General features: G+C 72.4%; 18 protein-coding genes and 1 tRNA gene. 10 read left to right on the forward strand and 9 right to left on the reverse strand.

The window, feature by feature from the left end:
* Window positions 1-76 precede the first annotated feature (76 nt).
* A complete protein-coding gene (locus IFT79_RS03055) occupies window positions 77-1,837 on the forward strand; it encodes a sensor histidine kinase (protein ID WP_192122874.1) in 1,761 nt (586 codons plus the stop codon).
* Between the two features lie 230 nt (window positions 1,838-2,067).
* On the opposite strand, the gene groL is transcribed toward IFT79_RS03055, so the two are convergent.
* From groL to IFT79_RS03080, 5 genes are all read right to left on the reverse strand, one after another.
* A complete protein-coding gene (groL, locus tag IFT79_RS03060) occupies window positions 2,068-3,687 on the reverse strand; it encodes a chaperonin GroEL (protein WP_043593524.1) in 1,620 nt (539 codons plus the stop codon).
* Between the two features lie 199 nt (window positions 3,688-3,886).
* Window positions 3,887-4,090: a cold-shock protein gene (locus IFT79_RS03065; protein ID WP_192122875.1), complete on the reverse strand. Its 204-nt coding sequence runs from the start codon at window positions 4,088-4,090 to the stop codon at window positions 3,887-3,889.
* A 308-nt stretch (window positions 4,091-4,398) separates the two neighbouring features.
* The gene (locus IFT79_RS03070) at window positions 4,399-4,971 is read right to left on the reverse strand and encodes a LytR C-terminal domain-containing protein (RefSeq protein ID WP_192122876.1); all 573 of its coding nucleotides are present in this window, start codon (window positions 4,969-4,971) and stop codon (window positions 4,399-4,401) included.
* Between the two features lie 17 nt (window positions 4,972-4,988).
* On the reverse strand, window positions 4,989-5,276 hold the full coding sequence (locus IFT79_RS03075) for a DUF3263 domain-containing protein (RefSeq protein WP_056043106.1): 288 nt from the start codon (window positions 5,274-5,276) through the stop codon (window positions 4,989-4,991).
* A gap of 135 nt (window positions 5,277-5,411) precedes the next feature.
* Entirely contained in the window at window positions 5,412-6,386 is a 975-nt protein-coding gene (locus IFT79_RS03080) for a DUF2332 family protein (RefSeq protein ID WP_192122877.1), read from the reverse strand.
* Between the two features lie 91 nt (window positions 6,387-6,477).
* Here IFT79_RS03080 and msrB point away from each other — a divergent pair, with 91 nt between their 5' ends.
* On the forward strand, window positions 6,478-6,879 hold the full coding sequence (gene msrB / locus IFT79_RS03085; RefSeq protein ID WP_043593533.1) for a peptide-methionine (R)-S-oxide reductase MsrB: 402 nt from the start codon (window positions 6,478-6,480) through the stop codon (window positions 6,877-6,879).
* A complete protein-coding gene (locus IFT79_RS03090; protein WP_192122878.1) occupies window positions 6,879-7,424 on the forward strand; it encodes a nitroreductase family protein in 546 nt (181 codons plus the stop codon). The genes msrB and IFT79_RS03090 overlap by 1 nt, the downstream gene beginning before the upstream one ends.
* Window positions 7,425-7,470: 46 nt before the next feature.
* Here the strand turns inward: IFT79_RS03090 and IFT79_RS03095 are convergent, their stop codons facing one another.
* Window positions 7,471-7,653, reverse strand: a complete 183-nt coding sequence (locus IFT79_RS03095; RefSeq protein WP_055974590.1) for a hypothetical protein — start codon at window positions 7,651-7,653, stop codon at window positions 7,471-7,473.
* Window positions 7,654-7,798: 145 nt separating this feature from the next.
* Between IFT79_RS03095 and IFT79_RS03100 the strand changes: the two genes are divergently transcribed.
* Window positions 7,799-7,871: transfer RNA gene (locus IFT79_RS03100), tRNA-Thr, on the forward strand.
* Between the two features lie 35 nt (window positions 7,872-7,906).
* Here the strand turns inward: IFT79_RS03100 and IFT79_RS03105 are convergent.
* Window positions 7,907-8,404 carry a MarR family winged helix-turn-helix transcriptional regulator gene (locus IFT79_RS03105; protein ID WP_192122879.1) on the reverse strand — a complete coding sequence of 166 codons (498 nt, stop codon included), beginning with the start codon at window positions 8,402-8,404 and terminating at the stop codon, window positions 7,907-7,909.
* Between the two features lie 35 nt (window positions 8,405-8,439).
* Here IFT79_RS03105 and IFT79_RS03110 point away from each other — a divergent pair, with 35 nt between their 5' ends.
* Window positions 8,440-9,585, forward strand: a complete 1,146-nt coding sequence (locus tag IFT79_RS03110) for an FUSC family protein (RefSeq protein WP_192122880.1) — start codon at window positions 8,440-8,442, stop codon at window positions 9,583-9,585.
* Between the two features lie 31 nt (window positions 9,586-9,616).
* Here the strand turns inward: IFT79_RS03110 and IFT79_RS03115 are convergent, their stop codons facing one another.
* A complete protein-coding gene (locus IFT79_RS03115; RefSeq protein ID WP_192122881.1) occupies window positions 9,617-9,862 on the reverse strand; it encodes a hypothetical protein in 246 nt (81 codons plus the stop codon).
* 64 nt (window positions 9,863-9,926) lie between these two features.
* On the opposite strand from IFT79_RS03115, the gene IFT79_RS03120 reads away from it, so the two are divergent.
* The 5 genes from IFT79_RS03120 (at window position 9,927) to IFT79_RS03140 (ending at window position 16,536) form a co-directional block, all read left to right on the forward strand.
* Window positions 9,927-10,208, forward strand: a complete 282-nt coding sequence (locus tag IFT79_RS03120; RefSeq protein ID WP_173153143.1) for a hypothetical protein — start codon at window positions 9,927-9,929, stop codon at window positions 10,206-10,208.
* Between the two features lie 183 nt (window positions 10,209-10,391).
* A complete protein-coding gene (locus IFT79_RS03125; RefSeq protein ID WP_056043127.1) occupies window positions 10,392-11,414 on the forward strand; it encodes a 3-oxoacyl-ACP synthase III in 1,023 nt (340 codons plus the stop codon).
* Window positions 11,411-14,188, forward strand: coding sequence for an alpha/beta fold hydrolase (locus IFT79_RS03130; RefSeq protein ID WP_342211753.1), 2,778 nt, complete (start codon window positions 11,411-11,413; stop codon window positions 14,186-14,188). Before IFT79_RS03125 ends, IFT79_RS03130 begins: the two co-directional genes overlap by 4 nt.
* The gene (locus IFT79_RS03135; RefSeq protein ID WP_192122882.1) at window positions 14,185-15,168 is read left to right on the forward strand and encodes an NAD-dependent epimerase/dehydratase family protein; all 984 of its coding nucleotides are present in this window, start codon (window positions 14,185-14,187) and stop codon (window positions 15,166-15,168) included. The genes IFT79_RS03130 and IFT79_RS03135 overlap by 4 nt, the downstream gene beginning before the upstream one ends.
* 159 nt (window positions 15,169-15,327) lie before the next feature.
* The gene (locus IFT79_RS03140; RefSeq protein WP_056043133.1) at window positions 15,328-16,536 is read left to right on the forward strand and encodes an alcohol dehydrogenase catalytic domain-containing protein; all 1,209 of its coding nucleotides are present in this window, start codon (window positions 15,328-15,330) and stop codon (window positions 16,534-16,536) included.
* Window positions 16,537-16,657: 121 nt separating this feature from the next.
* Here IFT79_RS03140 and IFT79_RS03145 read toward each other — a convergent pair whose 3' ends face one another.
* Window positions 16,658-20,158 carry a bifunctional proline dehydrogenase/L-glutamate gamma-semialdehyde dehydrogenase gene (locus IFT79_RS03145; RefSeq protein WP_192122883.1) on the reverse strand — a complete coding sequence of 1,167 codons (3,501 nt, stop codon included), beginning with the start codon at window positions 20,156-20,158 and terminating at the stop codon, window positions 16,658-16,660.
* Window positions 20,159-20,328: the final 170 nt, after the last annotated feature.

A 20,328-nucleotide genomic window follows, 5' to 3' on the forward strand; every position in this document is an offset into this window, starting at 1 on the left:
CCCGAGCGGTCGGGCGTCATCGTGCGTGCTCCGACGGGCGGGGTGCGCCCAGCCGGTTCCGCTAGCGTCTGTCCTCATGCACGCTCGCCTCTCGCAGTGGTGGAACGAGATCTCCATCCGCACCAAGATCACCGGCATCACGGTGACCCTGGTCACCCTCGGCCTCGTCGTCGCCGGCCTGGGAACGATGACCGTCCTGAGCACCTACCTCATGGGTCAGGTCGACACGTCCCTGCGGAACTCGGCGACCAACTTCACCAGCGCCTCGTTCGACCAGGCGGACTCCCGCTCGTGCACCGTGAACTTCGCGGGCCTGACCAGCAGCTACGTCGCGATCCTAGACGACGAGGGCGACCTCATCTGCGACACCCGTTCGCAGCTGTCGAGTGCCACCGACGCCCCCGACCTCACGGGCGTCGGCGTCGCCGGCGCTCCCCTCGACGAGGCCTTCAACCGGTACAACTCGAGCCGCGACAACGAGTGGCGCCTCTTCGCCCACGCGGCCGCCCTGCGCTCGACCGACGCCCAGGGCAGCGTGACGACCGTGCCCGCCGTCATCGTGGCCGGCACGAACCTGGCGGGCACCAATGCGACGATCGGGCGCTTCGGCGGCATCTTCCTCGGCTTCGGCCTCTCGGTCGTCGTGCTCGGCGCCGCCCTCACCCGCCTGCTCGTCACGTCGACCTTCGCGCCGCTGCGTGACGTCGAGGCCACGGCGGCCCGCTTCGCCGACGGCGACTTCACCCAGCGGCTCGACTCGACGACGCCGAACACCGAGGTCGGGCGTCTGAACCGATCCCTCAACACGATGCTCAACCGGATCGACAGCGCCTTCGACGACCGGGCCAAGACGATCGACCAGATGCGCCGCTTCGTCGGCGACGCCAGTCACGAGCTCCGGACGCCGCTCGTCTCCCTCCGCGGCTACGCCGAGCTCTACCGCATGGGTGCCCTGACGAAACCCGAGGACGTGGCCCAGGCCATGGACAGGATCGAGAAGGAGGCCATCCGCATGGGCGTCCTGGTGCAGGACCTGCTCGCCCTCGCCCGTCTCGACGAGTCCAAGCCGCTCGAGCTCGGCCCCGTCGACCTCGTCCAGCTCGCCCGCGACTCGGCCCTCGACACCATGGCGTCGAACCCCGATCGCGACATCGACGTGATCGTGCTCGAGCCCGTCCTCGCGCCGTCGCCCACCCCCGCCGACGGCGACGAGACCCCGACCGACGGACGGTCCCCCGAGACGGCCTCGCCCGCCGCGAACACCCCCGCGACGGGCACGGCGCTCACGGGCGCAGCCGTCGGCGCGACGAGCCCGATCTCGTTCGCGGGCGCGACCCTCGCGCGCCTCCGCAGCCTGAGGGCTCGGGCCGTCCGCAACGGCGACACGGCGACGGCCGCCCAGCTGCAGGACGAGGTGCAGAGGTTCGAGGCCCCGGCCATCGTGCACGGCGAAGAGAACAAGATCCGTCAGGTGATCACCAACCTGATGGGCAACGCCATGCGGTTCACCGAGCCGGACAGCCCGATCGAACTCGTGGTGCAGTCCGACCCCGGACGCGGTGTGGCCACCGTCGCCATCGTCGACCACGGCGAGGGCATCCCGCCGCAGATCCGCGAGAAGATCTTCCAGCGGTTCTGGCGTGCCGACTCGTCCCGCACGCGCGACACCGGTGGCAGCGGCCTCGGCCTGGCCATCGTCTCGGGCATCGTCGCGGCCCACGGCGGCTCGGTGGACGTCGACGACACCCCCGGCGGTGGAGCCACCTTCCGTGTCGCCCTGCCGCTGATGCCCGCCGACGCCGTCATCGCGGCCGAGCCCGCCGGCGTGACCGCCTAGCCCGACCGGCACGGCCGGCACCCCGTGCCCTGGACACGACGCCACGACGTGGGCACTGCACCACGTTTTCTCGTGGCGTCGTGACCACGTCCTGGCGTGTTCCCCGGAAGCGGAAGCGGCCGAACCACCGAGCACGAGGCGCGCCCCTCCCCCGGCGACGCCGAAGGGCGGCTCCCCCGGAGGGGAACCGCCCTTGAGCGTGTGCGCGGCGTGAGCCGCGCGGCTGCGGACTAGAAGTCCATGCCACCCGAGGGGTCGCCGGCCGGGGCCGGGTTCTTCTCGGGCTTGTCGGCGACGACGGCCTCGGTCGTGAGGAACAGACCGGCGATCGACGCGGCGTTCTGCAGAGCCGAGCGCGTGACCTTGGCGGGGTCGATGATGCCGGCGGCCAGCATGTCGACGTACTCGCCGGTCGCGGCGTTGAGGCCCCAACCGATGTCGAGCCCGCGGACCTTGTCGGCCACGACGCCGGGCTCCATGCCGGCGTTGAAGGCGATCTGCTTCAGGGGAGCGTCGATCGCGACGCGGACGATGTTCGCACCCGTCGCCTCGTCGCCCTCGAGCTGCAGGTTGGCCAGAGCGGTCTTGCCGGCCTGGATGAGGGCGACGCCACCACCGGCGACGATGCCCTCTTCGACGGCGGCCTTCGCGTTGCGCACGGCGTCCTCGATGCGGTGCTTGCGCTCTTTCAGCTCGACCTCGGTCGCGGCACCCGCCTTGATGACGGCGACGCCGCCGGCGAGCTTCGCGAGGCGCTCCTGGAGCTTCTCACGGTCGTAGTCGCTGTCGGTCGCCTCGATCTCGCTGCGGATCTGACGGACGCGGCCGGCGATCTGCTCGTCGTCGCCGGCACCCTCGACGATGGTCGTCTCGTCCTTGGTGATGATGACCTTGCGGGCACGGCCGAGCAGGTCGAGCGTCGCGTTCTCGAGCTTGAGACCGACCTCTTCGGCGATGACCTGACCACCGGTGAGGATGGCGATGTCCTGGAGCTGAGCCTTGCGACGGTCACCGAAGCCGGGGGCCTTGACGGCGACCGACTTGAAGATGCCACGGATCTTGTTCACGACGAGCGTGGCCAGGGCCTCACCGTCGACGTCCTCGGCGATGATCAGCAGCTGCTTGCCCGACTGGATCACCTTGTCGACGATCGGCAGCAGGTCCTTGATGTTCGAGATCTTCGAGTTGACGATGAGCACGTAGGCGTCTTCGAAGACGGCCTCCTGACGCTCGGGGTCGGTGACGAAGTACTGCGACAGGTAGCCCTTGTCAAAGCGCATGCCCTCGGTGAGCTCGAGCTCGGTGCCGAAGGTGTTGCTCTCCTCGACGGTGACGACGCCCTCTTTGCCGACCTTGTCGATCGCCTCGGCGATGAGCGCACCGATGGTGGGGTCGGCGGCCGAGATCGAGGCCGTGGCAGCGATCTGCTCTTTGGTCTCGATGTCCTTCGCGTCGGCGAGCAGCTGGTCGGAGACGGCCTGGGCGGCCTTCTCGATGCCGCGCTTCAGCGAGATGGGGTCGGCACCGGCCGCGACGTTGCGCAGACCTTCGCGGACGAGGGCCTGGGCCAGTACCGTCGCGGTGGTCGTGCCGTCACCGGCGACGTCGTCGGTCTTCTTCGCGACCTCTTTGACGAGCTCGGCACCGATCTTCTCGAAGGGGTCATCGAGCTCGATCTCCTTGGCGATGGAGACGCCGTCGTTCGTGATGGTGGGGGCGCCCCACTTCTTCTCGAGCACGACGTTGCGACCACGCGGGCCGAGCGTGACCTTCACCGCGTCGGCCAGGATGTTCAGGCCACGCTCGAGGCCACGACGGGCCTCTTCGTCAAAAGCAATGATCTTAGCCATGTGTGTTTTTCGTCCCTCCCGGACGTCATGAAGCAGAAGCATTGGCACTCACGTGTCGCGAGTGCCAGCAACGATTCTGGCACTCGCCCGATGAGAGTGCAAGTGACGTGACGGGGCCCGGACGCACGAGCACGCCGCCACGGTGGACCGTGACGGCGTGCGGCGTGGGAGTGGGCGCGGCGAGGCGCTCCGGCGGGCCTCAGGCGAGCCGGACGGACTCCGCCTGCGGCCCCTTGTCGCCCGCGCCGACCTCGAACACGACGGCCTGGCCCTCTTCGAGCACCTTGTACCCGCTCATGTCGATGGCCGAGTAGTGCACGAAGACGTCCTGGCCATCACCCTCGACGGTGATGAAGCCGTAGCCCTTCTCCGCGTTGAACCATTTCACGGTCCCGTTTGCCATGGTGTCGCTCCCCTTTTGCTGTGGTGGTACGGCGCGTGCGGTGCTGCAGGGCCGGGTCGTCGACGCAGCGACCTGCGAACCCGGACGGGACAGCGTCACTCGTGCAGAACACCAGGTCGGCGAGCCGTGAGGGGCGACCAATTCCAGATGGTAACCACGGGAAAAGCGGAAAAGCGCGCCCCGACCGAGAAACACCCGCAGAAAACGAGGATTTCACCGGTTATTAAACGTGGGCGTAACACGGGAGGTGCGGTGAGGGCCCGACGGGACCCGCGCCTCCTCGGATCGATGCCGCGGGAGCGGCGTCCTCAGGCGCTGTAGTCGGCCCCGAGGACGATGGTGACGGCGGCACCCGGGAAGGCGTCGCTCGCCTCGACGTCGGTGATGCCGAGCTGCTGGGCGAGCCCGAGCGCCGCGGCCTCGTCGTCGGTCGCCGAGTAGTAGACGGTCGACGTCGCGACGCGCTCGCTGGCGTTGCCCTGGGTGCCGACGACCCACCCGGCGGTCTCGAGCCGCTCGGAGGCCGAACCGGCGAGCCCGGCGGTGGCCGTGCCGTTCAGGACGGTGATGGTGGTGACCGAGGGGTCGACCTGCGAGGGGTCCGTCAGCGGGGCCACCGTCGGCGAGGCCGTCGGGGTCACCGTCTCCGTCTCGGGCGCCTGGGCCTCGGCGGTGCTCGACGACGAGGGGTTGACGAACTGGAAGCTGTTGTTCGCGACCCCGAGGTAGACCACGCCGGCACCGACCAGCACGCCGACGGCCAACGCGGCCCAGGCGAAGGCGATCCAGCCGCTGCCGGGGCGCTTCTCGGCCCGGTGGGCTCCGACGCGGTCGAGGTCGGCGGGGACGTCGTCGAACCGGTCTCGGTCGAATTTCGGCATGCGTGGTCTCTCGTGGGTCAGCGGGTCGGACCGAACGAACGGGTCGATCGGGCGTCGCGGCGGGCGACTCGCAGGCGCTGCAGGCGGCCGACGAGCATGGGTGCGTAGGCCAGTGCAGCGGGTCGGTCTATGAGCGAGTTGAGCAGTTGCTGGTAGCGGACGATCCCGAGGCCGAACTCGCGACGGACGGCGGCCTCCCGGGCACCGGCGGCGGCCGGGGCGTGCTGCTCGAAGTCCAGGACGGCACGGTCGAGCTCGGACAACGCGCTCGAGCGCACGTCGTCACCTGTCGCCTTCTCGTCCATCGTCGAGGCCCTCCCCTGGGTTCCGGGTCATCCTATGGGCGGCACCCCGACCGATCGCGGAGGCCGGGGGCGTGGTCCGACAACCCGTCCACGCGCTCGGGGAGCCGCCCGGCGCCGCGAGCTGCCGACCCGTGGTCAGGCCCTGAGGTGCAGCCGCGAGCCGTGGGCGTCCCCCACGCCCAGCACCCGGCCGTCGAGGGCGAGGGCCGCGAACGCGTCGTCGGGAGACACCCCCGTCGGCACCTCGGCGACCACGTCGCTCAGCAGGTCTCGTCGTTCGTACGAGATCCACCGCGCGCCCAGCCGGCCGACCTGGTCGACGAAGGCCTGACGCCGGCGACCCGGCAGGTAGACGAGCGTGCCCGTCGAGACGACGACGAGCGTGACGCCCGTCGGGGCCTCGGCCGCGAGCGGGGCGAGACCGTCGACGGCGTCCGCCGCCACGAGACGAGGAGGCGCGGTGCGGGCGAGCGCGACGGCCCGCCCCAGCAGGTCCCGCCGATCGGCGCGCTCGGGGGGCAGCAGCGTCGCGAGCCAGGCGACCTGGTCGGGGTCGCGGACGTCGACCGGGTCGAGGTCGATCCCCGCCCGCCAGACGATCTCGGGAAGCGGGGCCGTCGGCAGCTCCGCCTCGGACCGGGCCGCGCCCTCGACGACGACGTCGATCCCGAGCTGCACCGTGCTCGACGGATCGCCCCAGCTCCGGTCACCCGAGCGGTAGCCGTAGCGGTCGACACCGAGGCAGAGCCCGGCCGAGGCGCCGACCTCGATCAGGGCGATCGGGCCCGGCACGCGAGCCAGCGCGATCGACAGCGGCGCGCAGCGGCGCACGTCGTTGGTCTGGGTGAGCCGTCGGCCGAGTTCGGCCACGACGTCGTCGGAGCGGGCGAGCAGCCAGGGCCGCAGCACCGACCAGGCGCCGTGCGGCGCACCCAGCCACCGGCAGACCGCGAGGACGAGGACGGGCTGGCGCCGCGCCTCCTCGGCTCGATCGACGACGGCGAGCGCCGCCGGATCACCCGCGACGCCCCGCGCGAGTTCTGCCTGCGACGGCGACCCCTCGCGGTCGAAGGCGAGGGCCGCGGCCAGGAAGCGGTCGGAGGTGCTCACGAGCAGGAGTCTGACAGCCCGGTGGGGGCCCGGGAATCGTGCACCGGCCGACCGTGTTGAATGAGGAGTCCCGACAAGCAAGGAGATCATCGTGGCGTACAAGATCGAGAAGACCGACGAGCAGTGGCGCGAAGAGCTCGACGCCGAGCAGTACTCCGTCCTGCGGGAGGCCGCCACCGAGCGCCCGTGGACGGGTGAGCTGCTCGACGAGAGCCGTGCCGGCGTCTACGCCTGTGCGGCGTGCAGCGCCGAACTGTTCAAGAGCGGCACCAAGTTCGACAGCGGCTGCGGCTGGCCCAGCTTCTACGAGTCGGTGAACCCGGACGCGGTCCAGCTGATCGAGGACAACTCGCTCGGCATGACCCGCACCGAGGTCCGGTGCGCGAACTGCGGTTCGCACCTCGGCCACGTGTTCCCCGACGGTTTCGGCACGCCGACCGGCGACCGTTACTGCATGAACAGCATCTCGCTCGACTTCAAGGCCGCCGAGTAGTGAGCGCCGTCGCCGACGCCGCCCGGCGTCGTCGGTCCCGGTCGAAGGTCACCGACGTCGCGCCGACGCACGAGCAGTTGCTCGACGCGGTGCGGTCGGCGGCGACGGTGGCGGACCACTCCGAGCTGAGGCCCTGGCGCCTGATCGAGTTCCGCGGTGACGACCGGCTCGTCGTGGGCCGGTCGCTGGCCGACGCGGGTGGGGCCGAGGGCCACGCCCGCGACAAGCTCACACAGAAGGCGCTGCGGGCGCCGCTGATCGTCGCGGTGGTCGTCTCGCCCCGCGACAGCCGCAAGGTGCCCTACTGGGAGCAGGAATCGGTCGCCTCGGGCGTCGCGCACCTGCTGTCCCTCGTGCTCGACGACGAGGGCTGGGGCGTGTTCTGGCGCACGGGCGTCCTGACCCGGGCTCCCGAGGTGGCGACCGCACACGGCCTGCGTGAGGGCGAGCAGTTGCTGGGCTGGCTCTACGTGGGCGGACGCGACGGTGACGACGCCAAGCCTCGCAAACTGCTCGACCCCGAGCAGTTCGTCAGCACTCCGTAGCGGGTCGACCGCCCTCGGCGGCACCCGGTCCCGGGTGCCGCATCGGTCACCAGGTCTTGTGGCTGTTGCCGATCACCGTGATGGGCAGCCAGAACGACCCGGTCATCAGGACGATGCCCCCGAAGAAGACGAAGGCGTTGGGCTCGCCCGAGCCGAACGAGTAGGCGAACAGGGCGAAGCTGACGAAGAGCATGGCGAGCGAACCGAGCGCGGTCAAGATCGTGGACAAGGGGGCTCCTCAGGTCGGTGCGTCCGGCGGGCGCGGTGCGCTGCGTCTACTTCACCACTTCTCGGCCTCGGAAAGCCAATCCTGCACCGACCGCATGCACCACGCCGGGTGAGGAGGCGCGGGCTGGGTAAGATGGGCGAGCCTTGCCGGCCTGGCGCAATTGGTAGCGCATCCGACTTGTAATCGGAAGGTTACGGGTTCGAGTCCCGTGGCCGGCTCTCTTCTCCCGCCGTTCCGACCAGACGCTCACGGCTCACCCCTCGAGGGCGACGAGCAGGTGACGCAGGCCGTCCGCGACGGCTGGGCGCGCCTCCTCGGGCAGGGCGGCGAGCACGGCCCGCTCGTCCGCGAGCTGGACCTCGAGCACGCGGTCGATCAGACGGCGCCCGGCCGCGGTCGGCGCGACGAAGTAGCCACGGTGGTCGGCGGGGTTCGCGGAGCGATCGACGAGGCCCGCCCCGAGCAGCCCCTTGACGCGCTTCGTCACGGCCGGCGGTGAGAGCAGGGTCTCGTCCGCCAACTGCGTCGGACTCATCGGTCCGCCGCGGCGCGTCAGGGCGGCGAGCAGGTCGAAGTCCGCGCGCCCCAGGCCGAACTGGGCCAGCAGGTCGTCGCTGCGACGCTGCACGATGCGGGCGAGCCGGTTCACCCGGCCGACGACCGGGATCGCCGAGACGTCGAGGTCGGGCCGGAGTTCGCGCCACCGGTCGTGGACGTCGTCCACCACATCTCGGAGCCCGGGATCGGTCATGCCCTTGAGCCTAGCGATGCTTCACGAGTAAAGTGATGCGCAGATCATTCACCCGTGAAGCAGTTCGACGACGAGCGCCCACGCCGCGCCGACCAGAGGACCGCCACATCACGACCACGACCCCCACCCACCGCCTGCTGCCGCACCCACGCGACCTGGTCCGCTTCGGCCCACACGACGGCGCCCACCGTCCGGCCGCCCGCGTCGCCGCGTCCGTCCTGGCACCGATGGTCGTGCTGGCCCTGATCGGCCACGTGGAGTGGACGCCCTACGCGGTGTTCGGGGCCTTCGCCTCGGCTTTCGGCCGGGGGCTGCCCCGCTTCCAGCGGCTCGAGATGCAGCTCGAGGCCGGGCTCGTCCTCGTCGCCTGCGTGGTGCTGGGCACCGCGCTGGCCGCCTCGGCGGCCCCGGTCTGGCTGCTCGTCGTCACGATCGGCATCGTGGCCGGCATCACCTCGGCCCTCTCCGACCTGCGCCGCTGGAGCCCGCCCGGGCCGCTCTTCTTCGTCTTCGGCCTGGGCGTCACCGCGTTCGTGCCCGCGACCGGGTCGACCGTCGCCGTCGCGGCCGTGGTCGCCCCGGCGAGCCTCGCACTCGCCCTGCTCGCGTCGCTCGCGGGCGTGCTGCTGCCCGCCGGTCGTCGCGCGCTCGCGACCGTCGACGGACGCCGATGGAGGCGCGGGCCCCGTCCCCTGGACGGCCGGCGGACGGTCGTGCACGCCGCCGTCTGCCTGGTCGCCTCGATCGCGGCCGGGCTGATCAGCCTCGGTCTCGGCGTGCAGAGCCCGTACTGGGCCATGGTGTCGGCCGTGGTACCCGTCGTGGGGACCGCGACGGCGGGCCAGCTCGTGCGGGCCGGCCACCGCCTCCTCGGCACCCTCGTCGGGGTGGGCCTCGCCGCTCTGCTGCTGGCGTGGCACCCCGGGGTCGCGGCCCTGATCGTCGCCTTCGGCGTGCTCCAGTTCGCGACCGAGCTGCTGATCGTCCGCAACTACGGGCTCGCGCTGGTCACCATCACACCCATGGCGCTCGGCATGCGGGCACTCGGCGGCGCACCCGTCGACGTGGGCGCCCTCGTGGCGGCCCGGACGGCCGACACCGCCATCGGCGTGGGCGTGGTGGTCGTCGTGCTGCTCGCGACGCACCGGCTGCGGAGGCCCCGGCCGGAGGCGTCCGTCTGACCCGAGGGGCCGGGTGGCCCCGGCCGAGCGGTCAGGCCTGGCGCGCCCTCGCCCGGCGGCCGTCCTTGCTCCACCAGATGAGGTCGGCCACGCCCTGCGCGACGAGCAGCACGGCGACGATCAGGATGATGACGGTGATCGCCTGGATCGGCACCCCCGAGGCGATGTTGAGCACCTGCACGACGAGGCCGAACAGGCCGATCAGCACCTCGAACACGGCGGGCACCACGGCACCCGTCTTCGTCAGGGTGAACCAGGGTCGCCGCAGGTCGCTCATGCACCCGAGGGTACAAGGTGTGCGGGCTACGATCGCCGGGACCCCGATCCGCCGAGGAGGCACCGTGCGACGACGCGACGTCCACGTCGATCCCGACGTGCCGAACTGGCTGCTCACCAAACGGGGCGGCCTCGCCCTGCCCCTCATCACGTCGTTCTGCGCGCTCGTCGTGATCGCGAGCATCGTCGCCGCCCTGACGGTCGGCGGCGGCCACGTCACCGTCGTCACCGTCGTCGTCGTCGCCGCCGGCCTGGGTGCCGTCACCTGGGCGGTGGCCGACCTCGTCTGGTGGACGCGCGACGACCGCCGCCGCATCGTCCGACTGCCCCGCGACCCCGGGGCCTGACGCCGGAACCCCCGGTCACATGCCGTTCAGGGCATGGACGTGCCCCGTCAACCTGGCAACCACCCAGCGTGCGCCGCCGTAAACTGACTGACGCACCGAACCGGTGCCCACGACGTTCGGCTCCGCTCGCGACCCCGCGCGCGCGTGCAGCCCCACCCCGCCACAACTCGACAGGGAGTTCCGTTGAACGGAAACGCTACGACCCGGCACAGCAACGTCGCGTTGCTGTCGGTCACCAGCACCATGGCCGACCGGGTCACCACCTCCGAGAGCATCGACGAGAAGCTCGGCCCCGTACTCAAGCGCCTCAAGCTGCCCACGGGCCTGTTGCAGCGCGTCGCCGGCGTGTACGAGCGCCGCAACTGGAGCACCGAGCAGAGCTTCGACGCGGCGGCGATCGACGCCGGCAAGCGTGCGCTGGCCGAGGCCGGCATCCGCCCCGACCAGGTCGGCCTGCTGATCAACACGTCGGTCACGCGCCCCCACCTCGAGCCCTCGGTCGCCGTGCGCCTGCACCACGGCCTCGGCCTGCCCTCGTCGGCCACGAACTTCGACATCGCCAACGCCTGCCTCGGCTTCGTCAACGGCATGACCCTCGCCGCCCAGCTGATCGACGCGGGTCAGATCGACTACGCCGTCATCATCGACGGCGAGGACGCCGACGACGTCCAGGTCAACACGATCGACCGCCTCCTCACCAAGGGCTACGGCCGCGACGACTTCATGAGCGAGTTCGCCAGCCTCACCCTGGGCTCCGGGGCCGCCGCCGCCGTCATCGGCCGCGCCGACCTCCACCCCGAGGGCCACCGCATCGTCGGCGGCGTCACCCGCGCCGCCACCGAGAACTACGACCTCTGCGTCGGCAGCGTCGACGGCATGTTCACCGACGCCAAGGCCCTGCTCAAGCGCGGCATGGAACTCGTCGTCTCGGCCTGGAAAGAGGCCAAGCGCGACTGGAACTGGCAGCGCATGGACCGCTACATCATGCATCAGGTCAGCGACGTGCACACGGGTGCCTTCGTCAAGGCCGCCGGCATCGACAAGAAGCTCGTCCCGCTCACCTACCCGACCCTCGGCAACGTGGGCCCGGCGTCGATCCCGATCACGCTGGTCGAGGAGAGCAAGACCCTCAGCAAGGGCGACCGCGTCCTGTTGATGGGCGTCGGCTCGGGCATCAACACCGCGATGATGGAGCTCGCCTGGTGAGTCGGCTCCCGCGGTCCGCCTCCGCCACGGCGCCGGCGTCACGTCCCCCCGCGGGTCTCGACGGGCTCGACCCGTCGTGGTCGCGTCTCGTCGACGTGCCGTACGGGCTCGGCGCACACCGCGCCTCCCGCACCTGGCACGTCCTCGACAACGCCGAGGCGCTGGCCGAGGTCGGCGCCGAACCGGTCGGCACCATCCTCTGCGTGCACGGCAACCCGACCTGGTCGTACCTCTGGCGCCGCCTCGTCGCCCGCACGGTCGAGACGGCCGTCGCCGGGGGGCCCGCGTGGCGCGTCGTCGCGGTCGACCAGCTCGACATGGGCTTCTCCGAGCGCACGGGCTCGCCGCAGACGCTGGCCCGCCGCGTCGCCGACCTGGGCGACCTCACCGACGCCCTCGAGGTCACCGGGCCCGTCGTCACCCTCGGCCACGACTGGGGCGGCGTCGTCTCGATGGGCTGGGCGGTCGACCACCCCGACCGGCTGGCCGGGCTCATGCTGCTCAACACCGCGATCCACCAGCCCGAGGGCGAGAAGATCCCCGCTCCCCTGCGCCTGACCCTCGCCCGCGGCGTGCTGGGCCGGGCGACCGTCGGCACCACCGGGTTCCTCGACGTGACCCTCGGCCTCGCCCACCCGCCGCTCTCGCCCGAGGTGAAGGCCGGCTTCCGTGCCCCGTACCGCCAGGCCGACCGCCGCGGCGGCATCGGTGGCTTCGTGGCCGACATCCCGGTCGACGACGGGCACGTCAGCAGCCCCGAGCTCGACCGCATCGCCGAGGGCCTGCGCGGCCTCACCGTGCCGGCCCTGATGCTCTGGGGCCCGCGCGATCCGATCTTCTCGGACCGGTACCTCGACGACCTGGTCGACCGCCTGCCGCACGCCGACGTGCACCGTTTCGAGGGTGCGGGCCACCTCGTCGCCGAGGACGTCGACTACGCCGGAGCCGTGCTCACCTGGCTGGGCGACCGGCTGCCCGGCGGGACGGCCGCCGTCGACGCCCCGGCCCGGGCCGCCACCGAGGCCCGAGTCGCCACCCCGGTCGGAACCGAGGAGGCGCGGGTCGCCTCCCCGCAGGACCGCCCGCTCTGGTCGTACCTGGACTCCCTGGCCGACAGCCCGGCCACCGCGCTCGTCGAGATGGCACCCGCGGGTGCCGACGGCCCGCGTTCGATCAGCTGGAGCCTGCTCGCCCGTCGCGTCCACGAGATCGCGCTCGGCCTGCGGAAGCACGGCGTGCGCCCGGGCGACCGCGTCTCGCTGCTCGTCCAGCCCGGTGCCGACCTGACCGCGGTGCTCTACGCCTGCGTCCGCCTCGGTGCCGTCGTGGTCGTGGCCGACGCCGGTCTCGGCGTGCGCGGCCTGACCCGCGCCGTCCGCGGCGCGTGGCCCGACCACGTGATCGGCCAGCTCCCGGGACTCACGGCGGCCACCGCCCTCGGTTGGCCGGGCCGCAAGATCTCCACGACGACGTTGTCGCCGGTCGCCGCCCGGGCACTCGGCGTCGAGGCGTCGCTGCCCGAGATCGCCGCCCTCGGCCGTCGTGCCCACGGTGCCCTCGCCGAGCTGCCCGACGCCCCCACATCCGACGCCGAGGCCGCCATCCTGTTCACCTCGGGCTCGACCGGCCCCGCGAAGGGCGTCGTCTACCGGCACGGCCAGCTGACGGCCCTGCGCGACGCCCTGGCCGAGCAGTACGACGTCGGTCCGGGCACGGGCCTGGTGGCCGGCTTCGCCCCGTTCGCCCTGCTGGGCCCCGCGCTCGGGGCGACGAGCGTCACCCCCGACATGGACGTCACGAAGCCGCGCACCCTCACCGCCCGGGCCGTCGCGGCCGCCACGGCGGCGGTGGACGCCACCGTGGTGTTCCTCTCCCCCGCCGCGCTCGCCAACGTCGTCGCGACGTCGGACGACCTCGACGACGCGGACCACCGCGCGCTGGCCGGCGTCGAGACCTTCCTGTCGGCGGGTGCGCCCGTCTCCGAGGCGCTGCTGGCGGCGGCCGGCGACCTCATGCCGAACGCGACGCCCCACACGCCCTACGGCATGACCGAGGGCCTGCTGATGACCGACGTCACGCTCGAGGGCGTGCGCTCCGCGGCCGCCGACCGCGAGGCAGCCGTCGCCGCGGGTGCGCCCGACGCCGGCGGGGTCTGCGTCGGGCTGCCCGGCGCGACCACGACGGTGCGGATCGCTCCGCTCGACGACGGGGGTCGCGCCTCCTCGGCGTTCACCGACGCCCCCGGCGTCACGGGCGAGATCATCGTCTCGGCGCCCCACGTCGAGGACCACTACGACCGCCTCTGGCTGACGCACCGCCTCAGCCGCCTGGGCTCGACCGCCGAGACCCGCTGGCACCGCACCGGCGACGTCGGGCACCTCGACGCCCAGGGCCGACTCTGGGTCGAGGGCCGCCTGCCCCACGTGATGACGACGTCGACGGGCGTGCTGACGCCGGTCGCGTCCGAACAGGCCGTGGAGGCGCGGGCCGCCATCGCGCGCGCCGCCGTCGTCGGCGTCGGTCCGGCCGGCACCCAGCAGGTCGTCGTCGTGGCCGAGACCGTCCCCCCGGCTCGTCGCCCGGGGCTGGCGTCCGCGGCCCTGGCGGCCTCGGTCCGCTCGGCCGTCCGGTCGGCGTCGGGTCGACCGGTGGCCGCGGTGCTCGTCGTGCCGCAGCTGCCGACCGACGTGCGGCACAACAGCAAGATCGACCGCACGGGCCTGGCCGCGTGGGCGACGTCCGTGCTGTCCGGCGGCCGGATGCGTCGCCCGTGAGGGTGCTGGTCACCGGCGCGAGCGGCCTGCTCGGCGGTGCCGTCGCGCGCGCCGTCACCGACGCCGGACACGAGGTCACGACCTTCCAACGGCGACCCTCCGGCGTGCCCGGCGCCCGCGACGTGCTCGGATCGATGACGAACCCCCGGGCCGTGGCCGCCGCCGTCCGCGACCAGGACGCCGTCGTCCACCTCGCCGCCAAGGTGTCGCTCACCGGTGAACCGGCCGAGTTCGAGGCCGTCAACGTCGGGGGCACGCGCTCCCTGGTCGAGGCGATGCGCGCCTCCTCGGTGCCCCGGCTGGTCTTCGTCTCGTCGCCGTCCGTGGCGCACGCCGGGTCGTCCATCGTCGGCGACGACGCCCTGCCCGCCTCGCCCGGACACGCTCGAGGCGACTACGCCCGCACCAAGGCCGCGGCCGAGCGGGTCGCCCTCGGGGCCGCCGACGCCGACCTGCGCGTGGTGGCCGTCCGCCCCCACCTCGTCTGGGGACCGGGCGACACGCAGCTCGTCGAGCGGATCGTCGACCGTGCGCGCTCCGGCCGCCTGCCGCTGCTCGACCACGGCGCCGCCCTGATCGACTCCACCTACGTGGACAACGCGGCGTCCGGCATCGCCGCCGCGCTCGCACGCGTCGACGAGGTCAGCGGCGAGTCGTACGTGATCAGCAACGGCGAGCCCCGCACCGTCGCCGACCTGATGGCCGGGATCTGCGCGGCCGCCGGGGTGCCCGCGCCTCGCCTGCGGGTGCCGGCCGGGATCGCCCGCGCCGCGGGGTCGTTGGTCGAGCGCGTCTGGGCCGTGCGGCCGGGCACCGACGAACCACCCATGACGAGGTTCCTCGCCGAGCAGCTGTCCACGGCGCACTGGTTCGACCAGCGACGCACCCAGCGCGACCTGCGGTGGACACCGGTCGTGAGCGTCGACGAGGGCCTGAGTCGTCTCGCCGCCTGGTACGCCGCCGGGCAGCCCGCCGTCTGAGGCCCGCCGCCCGGCCACACTCGGGTCGGCGGGAACCAGGGCGAGGCGGCGTCCCCCGTTCTCTGTGTGAGGGCACACGTCGCTCGGACGCCGTGCCGCCTACCGTCGCACGGGTACCGGGCAGCTCCGGTGCCCAGGGCTCAACGGAAGGACCATCCCATGAAGGCAGTCGTCTGGCACGGCATCGGCGACATCCGACTCGACGAGGTCGCCGACCCCACGATCGTCGACCCGACCGATGCAGTCGTCCGCATCACCCGGAGTGCGATCTGCGGCACCGACCTGCACTTCGTGCGCGGCACGATGGCGCCCATGGCCGAGGGCACGATCCTCGGCCACGAGGCGGTGGGCGTCGTCACCGCGGTCGGCGACGACGTGCGCGGCTTCAGTGCCGGCGACCGGGTCGTGATCAACTCGACGGTGTCGTGTGGCACCTGCCGCTACTGCCGCCAGGGCCAGACCGCTCAATGCGACGTGGCGAACCCCAACGGCCCCGACGCCGGCACCTGCTTCTTCGGCGGCCCGGCCTCGACCGGCCCGGTGAACGGCCTGCAGGCCGAGCAGGTGCGCGTCCCGTTCGCGCAGAACACCATGCACCGCCTCCCCGACACGGTCAGCGACGAGCAGGCCATCCTGTTGAGCGACATCTTCCCCACCGGCTGGTTCGGCGCCGAACTCGCCGGGGTCACCCGCGGCGACGTGGTCGCCGTCTTCGGTGCCGGAGTGGTGGGCCAGTTCGCGATCGCCTCGGCCTTCAAGCAGGGCGCGAGCCGCGTGATCGTGGTCGACCGCGAGGAGACCCGCCTGGCGCAGGCGCTCGCCCAGAACGCCGAGATCGTGAACTTCGACGAGGAGGACCCGGTCGAGACCATCAAGCGCCTCACCGGTGGCGCCGGTGTGGACGCCGTCATCGACGCGGTCGGCGTGGACGCCCAGCACGCGAGCCACGGTCCCGCCGCCCCCGACCCCGACACGGCCGCCGAGTTCGCCGCCGAGGTCGAGCAGGTCGCCCCCGACGCGAACCCGCAGGGCGACCAGTGGGTGCCCGGCAACGCGCCGACCCAGGCCCTGCGCTGGGCCGTCGAGGTCGTGGCGAAGTACGGCCGCATCGGAGTCATCGGCGTCTACTCGCCGACCGTGACGTCGTTCCCCTTCGGTGAGGCGATGCTGAAGAACCTCACCATCCGCATGGGCAACTGCGACCACCACTCGGTGACCCCGCCGCTGATCGACCTGGTCGCGTCCGGCCAGTTCGACCCCACGGCGTTCATCACCGAGCACGAGGGCATCGGCTCGGCCATCGAGGCCTACGAGGCGTTCGACCGCCGCGAGCCCGGCTGGACCAAGGTCGAGGTCGTCCCCGGCTAGGGCCTCGGGCCGGCGGTTCCCGTCGCTCCCGGCGGGCCATCGCCGGACCGCCGTGGATGACACGAACCCGCCGACTCCCCAAGGGTCCGGCGGGTTCGGGCGTCTGCATGCGCCGGCGGGGTCAGATGACCGAGGCGCTCCAGTCGTCGGGGTTGCCGAAGCGGTGGGCCGTGATGGCGACGGCCTGCTCGCGCAGGAACGGCAGCAGTTCGAGGCGGCCGGTCGGCGTGACCGGGGCCGCGAACACGGCCACCGCCGGGTCGCCGCCCAGGGCGTCCGCCAGGGCCGAGGAGGCGCGGGTCGCGTCACCGGCACCGGTCACCAACCGCACGCGCTCGGTCGACAGGCGACCCGCACGCACCCGGTCGTGCCACGTGGCGTCGTCCTCGTGCAGAACGTCGGAGGCCGCGAGGCCGAGCGCCCGGACGAGGGCACCGGGCAGCTCGACCGACGACGACACCGTGAGCGGCGCGCCCGAGCGCCGTCCGGCGAGCAGCACGCGGACCACGTCGGCCGGGGCCGCGCCGTCGGCGGCGCGGATCGTGACGGGCAGGGGACGGTAGCGCAGCAGGTCGCGCTCGAGGCCGAGGTCGCTCACGTCGCGGGCGACGCCGAACTCGGCGGCCCAGAAGTGCTCGTCGCTGGCGGCGGCGGCCCGCAGGTCGTCGGAGGCCGATGCACCCGACGCCCCGAGCAGCGGCGACGCGGCCTCGAGGGCGGCCAGGGCCTCGCGACCCGGGCGCGCCTCCTGCGGTTCGGTCAGCGTCGTCGGCTGCCAGGACCCCAGGTGCACGAGGTAGTTCGGCCCGCCCGCCTTGGCGCCGGCACCGACCGACGACTTCTTCCAGCCGCCGAACGGCTGGCGACGCACGATCGCCCCGGTGATGCCGCGGTTGACGTAGAGGTTGCCCGCCTCGACGCGGTCGAGCCAGGTCGACAGCTCGGCGGGGTCGAGGGTGTGCAGACCCGCGGTCAGGCCGTAGTCGGTCGCGTTCTGCAGCTCGATCGCCTCGTCGAGCGTCTTCGCGGTCATGACGCCGAGCACCGGGCCGAAGTACTCGGTGAGGTGGAACTCGCTGCCCGCGGCGACGCCGGCGCGCACGCCGGGCGACCAGAGGCGCCCGGTGTCGTCGAGTCGCTTCGGCTCGACGAGCCAGGTCTCGCCCGCGCCGAGCGTGGTGAGCGCACGTTCGAGCTTGCCGTGGGCCGGCTCGACGATCGGGCCCATCTGCGTGGTGGGGTCGGAGGGCAGTCCGACGCGCATGGTCGACGCCGCGTCGACGAGCTGACGGCGGAAGCGCTCGGAGGTGGCGACCGAGCCGACCAGGATCACCAGGCTCGCCGCCGAGCACTTCTGACCCGCGTGGCCGAAGGCCGACTTGATGACGTCGGACGCGGCCAGGTCGAGGTCGGCACTGGGGGTGACGATGATGGCGTTCTTGCCGCTCGTCTCGGCGAGCAGGGGTAGGTCGTTGCGCCAGCTGGTGAACAGCGCGGCCGTCTCGAAGGCGCCGGTGAGGATCACGCGGTCGACCGACGGGTGCGACACCAGGTGACGACCGAGGTCGCCCTCGTCGACGTCGACCAGCTTCAGCACCTCGCGGGGCACGCCGGCGTCCCAGAGCGCCTGGACCATGACGGCCCCGCTGCGCTTGGCCTGGCCCGCCGGCTTGACGACGACGCTGCTGCCCGCGGCGAGCGCGGCGAGGGTCGAGCCGGCCGGGATCGCCAGGGGGAAGTTCCAGGGCGGCGTGACGAGGGTGAGTCGCTCGGGGACGAACGTCGCACCGTCGACCCGGTCGAGTTCTTCGGCGAGGTGGGCGTACCAGTTGGCGAAGTCGATGGCCTCGCTGACCTCGACGTCGCCCTCGGCGACCGTCTTGCCGGTCTCGCTCGCGGCGACCTCCATCAGGTCGGCGCGGCGGGCCGACAGCGTGGCCGCGGCCTCGCGCAGGATCGAGGCACGACCCGCGCCTCCGCGGGCAGACCAGGCGGCGGAGGCGGCGACGGCCTCGGCGACGATCGCGTCGAGCGTGGCCTCGTCGGTCACCCGGGCGGACTCGATGAGCTCGACGCCGAGGCGCGAGTCGGCCGAGCGGGCGGCGATCTCACGACCCCAGGCGCGGTTGTCGGCCAGGGCGGGGTCGGTGTCGGGCTCGTTGTCGAAGCCGCTGCCGGCCGCGCGGGGCTGCAACGCCTGGGCCGCGTCGAGGCGGCTCTGCACGCGGTGCGGTGCCGGGGTGTCTCCGTCGACCTCGGCGAGCGAGGCGAGGAACCGGCCCTTCTCGCGCTCGAACATGGCCTCGTTCGAGGCGAGTTCGAACACGGCGGACATGAAGTTCTCGCTCGACGCGTTCTCCTCGAGGCGGCGGATCAGGTAGCTGATGGCGACGTCGAACTCGCGGGGGTGCACGACGGGCGTGTAGAGCAACAGCCCGCCGACGTCGGCCTTGACCAGCTCGGCCTGCCCCTCGGCCATGCCCAGCAGCATCTCGAACTCGACCCGGTCGCTCACGCCACGGGCCTCGGCGAGCAGGTGGGCGAAGGCGATGTCGAAGAGGTTGTGGCCGGCGACGCCGACGCGGACGGCACGGGTGCGTCCGGGGGTGAAGGCCCAGGTGAGGACGCGCTTGTAGTTGGTGTCGCTGTCCTGCTTGGTGCCGTAGGTGGCGAGCGGCCATTCGTGCACCGTGGCGTCCACGGTCTCCATCGCGAGGTTCGCGCCCTTGACGATGCGCACCTTGATCGCGGCCCCGCCGGCGTCGACCCGCTCGGTCGCCCAGGTGGTGAGGTGCTGCAGGGCGCCGAGGGCGTCGGGCAGGTAGGTCTGCAGGACGATGCCGGCCTCGAGGCCCTTCAGCTGCGGCTGGTCGAGGAGGCGCGTGAAGACCGCGATCGTCAGGTCGAGGTCGCGGTACTCCTCCATGTCGAGGTTGATGAACTTCGGCTTCGGCGACCGGGCGGCGAGTTCGTACAACGGGGTGAGCTTCTCGACGACGCGCTCGACGGTCTCGTCGAAGGCCCACATCGAGAGCTGGCTGACGATGGACGAGACCTTGATCGACACGTAGTCGACGTCGTCGCGGGCGAGGAGCGCCCGGGTACCGGCGAGGCGGTGCTCGGCCTCGGCGTCACCGAGGACGGCCTCGCCGAGCAGGTTGAGGTTGAGCCGCGTCCTGTCCCTCTTGATGTTCGCGATGGCCGCACCGAGCTTGGCGGGGCGGGCGTCGGCGATGAGGTGACCGACCATGCCGCGCAGGACGCGACGGGCGATCGGCACGACCACGCCGGGGAGCACGGGTGCCATGACGCCGCCGAGACGCACGGCGGAACGCATGTGCCACGGCAGGAAGGCCGGTGCCTGCTTCGCCAGGGTCGACAGGTTGCGGGCCGCGACGCCGAGGTCCTCCGGCCGGACGACCCGGTCGACGAAACCGATCGTGAACGCGAGGCCCGACTCGTCCTTGAGGACCTGGGCGAGCAGGTGGGCCGAACCGGTGCTCGGGGCGCCGGACGCCTCGTGCGCCCAGCGGCGGGCGAGGGCGACGGCGTCGTCGCCGATGCCGACGGGCAGGAGCTGTTCAGCGGTGGACGGCCCCGCCGTCTCGTCGATGGTGGTCATGGGATGAATGTAGGGCGGAACTTGCCACCTGGCAAGGTTTGACACGAGACCGTAACGTGCGCCGCGCCTCCTTCTCCACGAGGGGTCGATGGGCACTGGCGGCGAGGGCCGGACAGCGCTACCTTGGGCGCGTTCAGGCGGTGCACAGCGGCCGCCAAGACGGACCCGTC

The organism is Frigoribacterium sp. CFBP 8759 (genome assembly GCF_014841655.1).
In the GTDB taxonomy this organism is placed as follows: domain Bacteria; phylum Actinomycetota; class Actinomycetes; order Actinomycetales; family Microbacteriaceae; genus Frigoribacterium.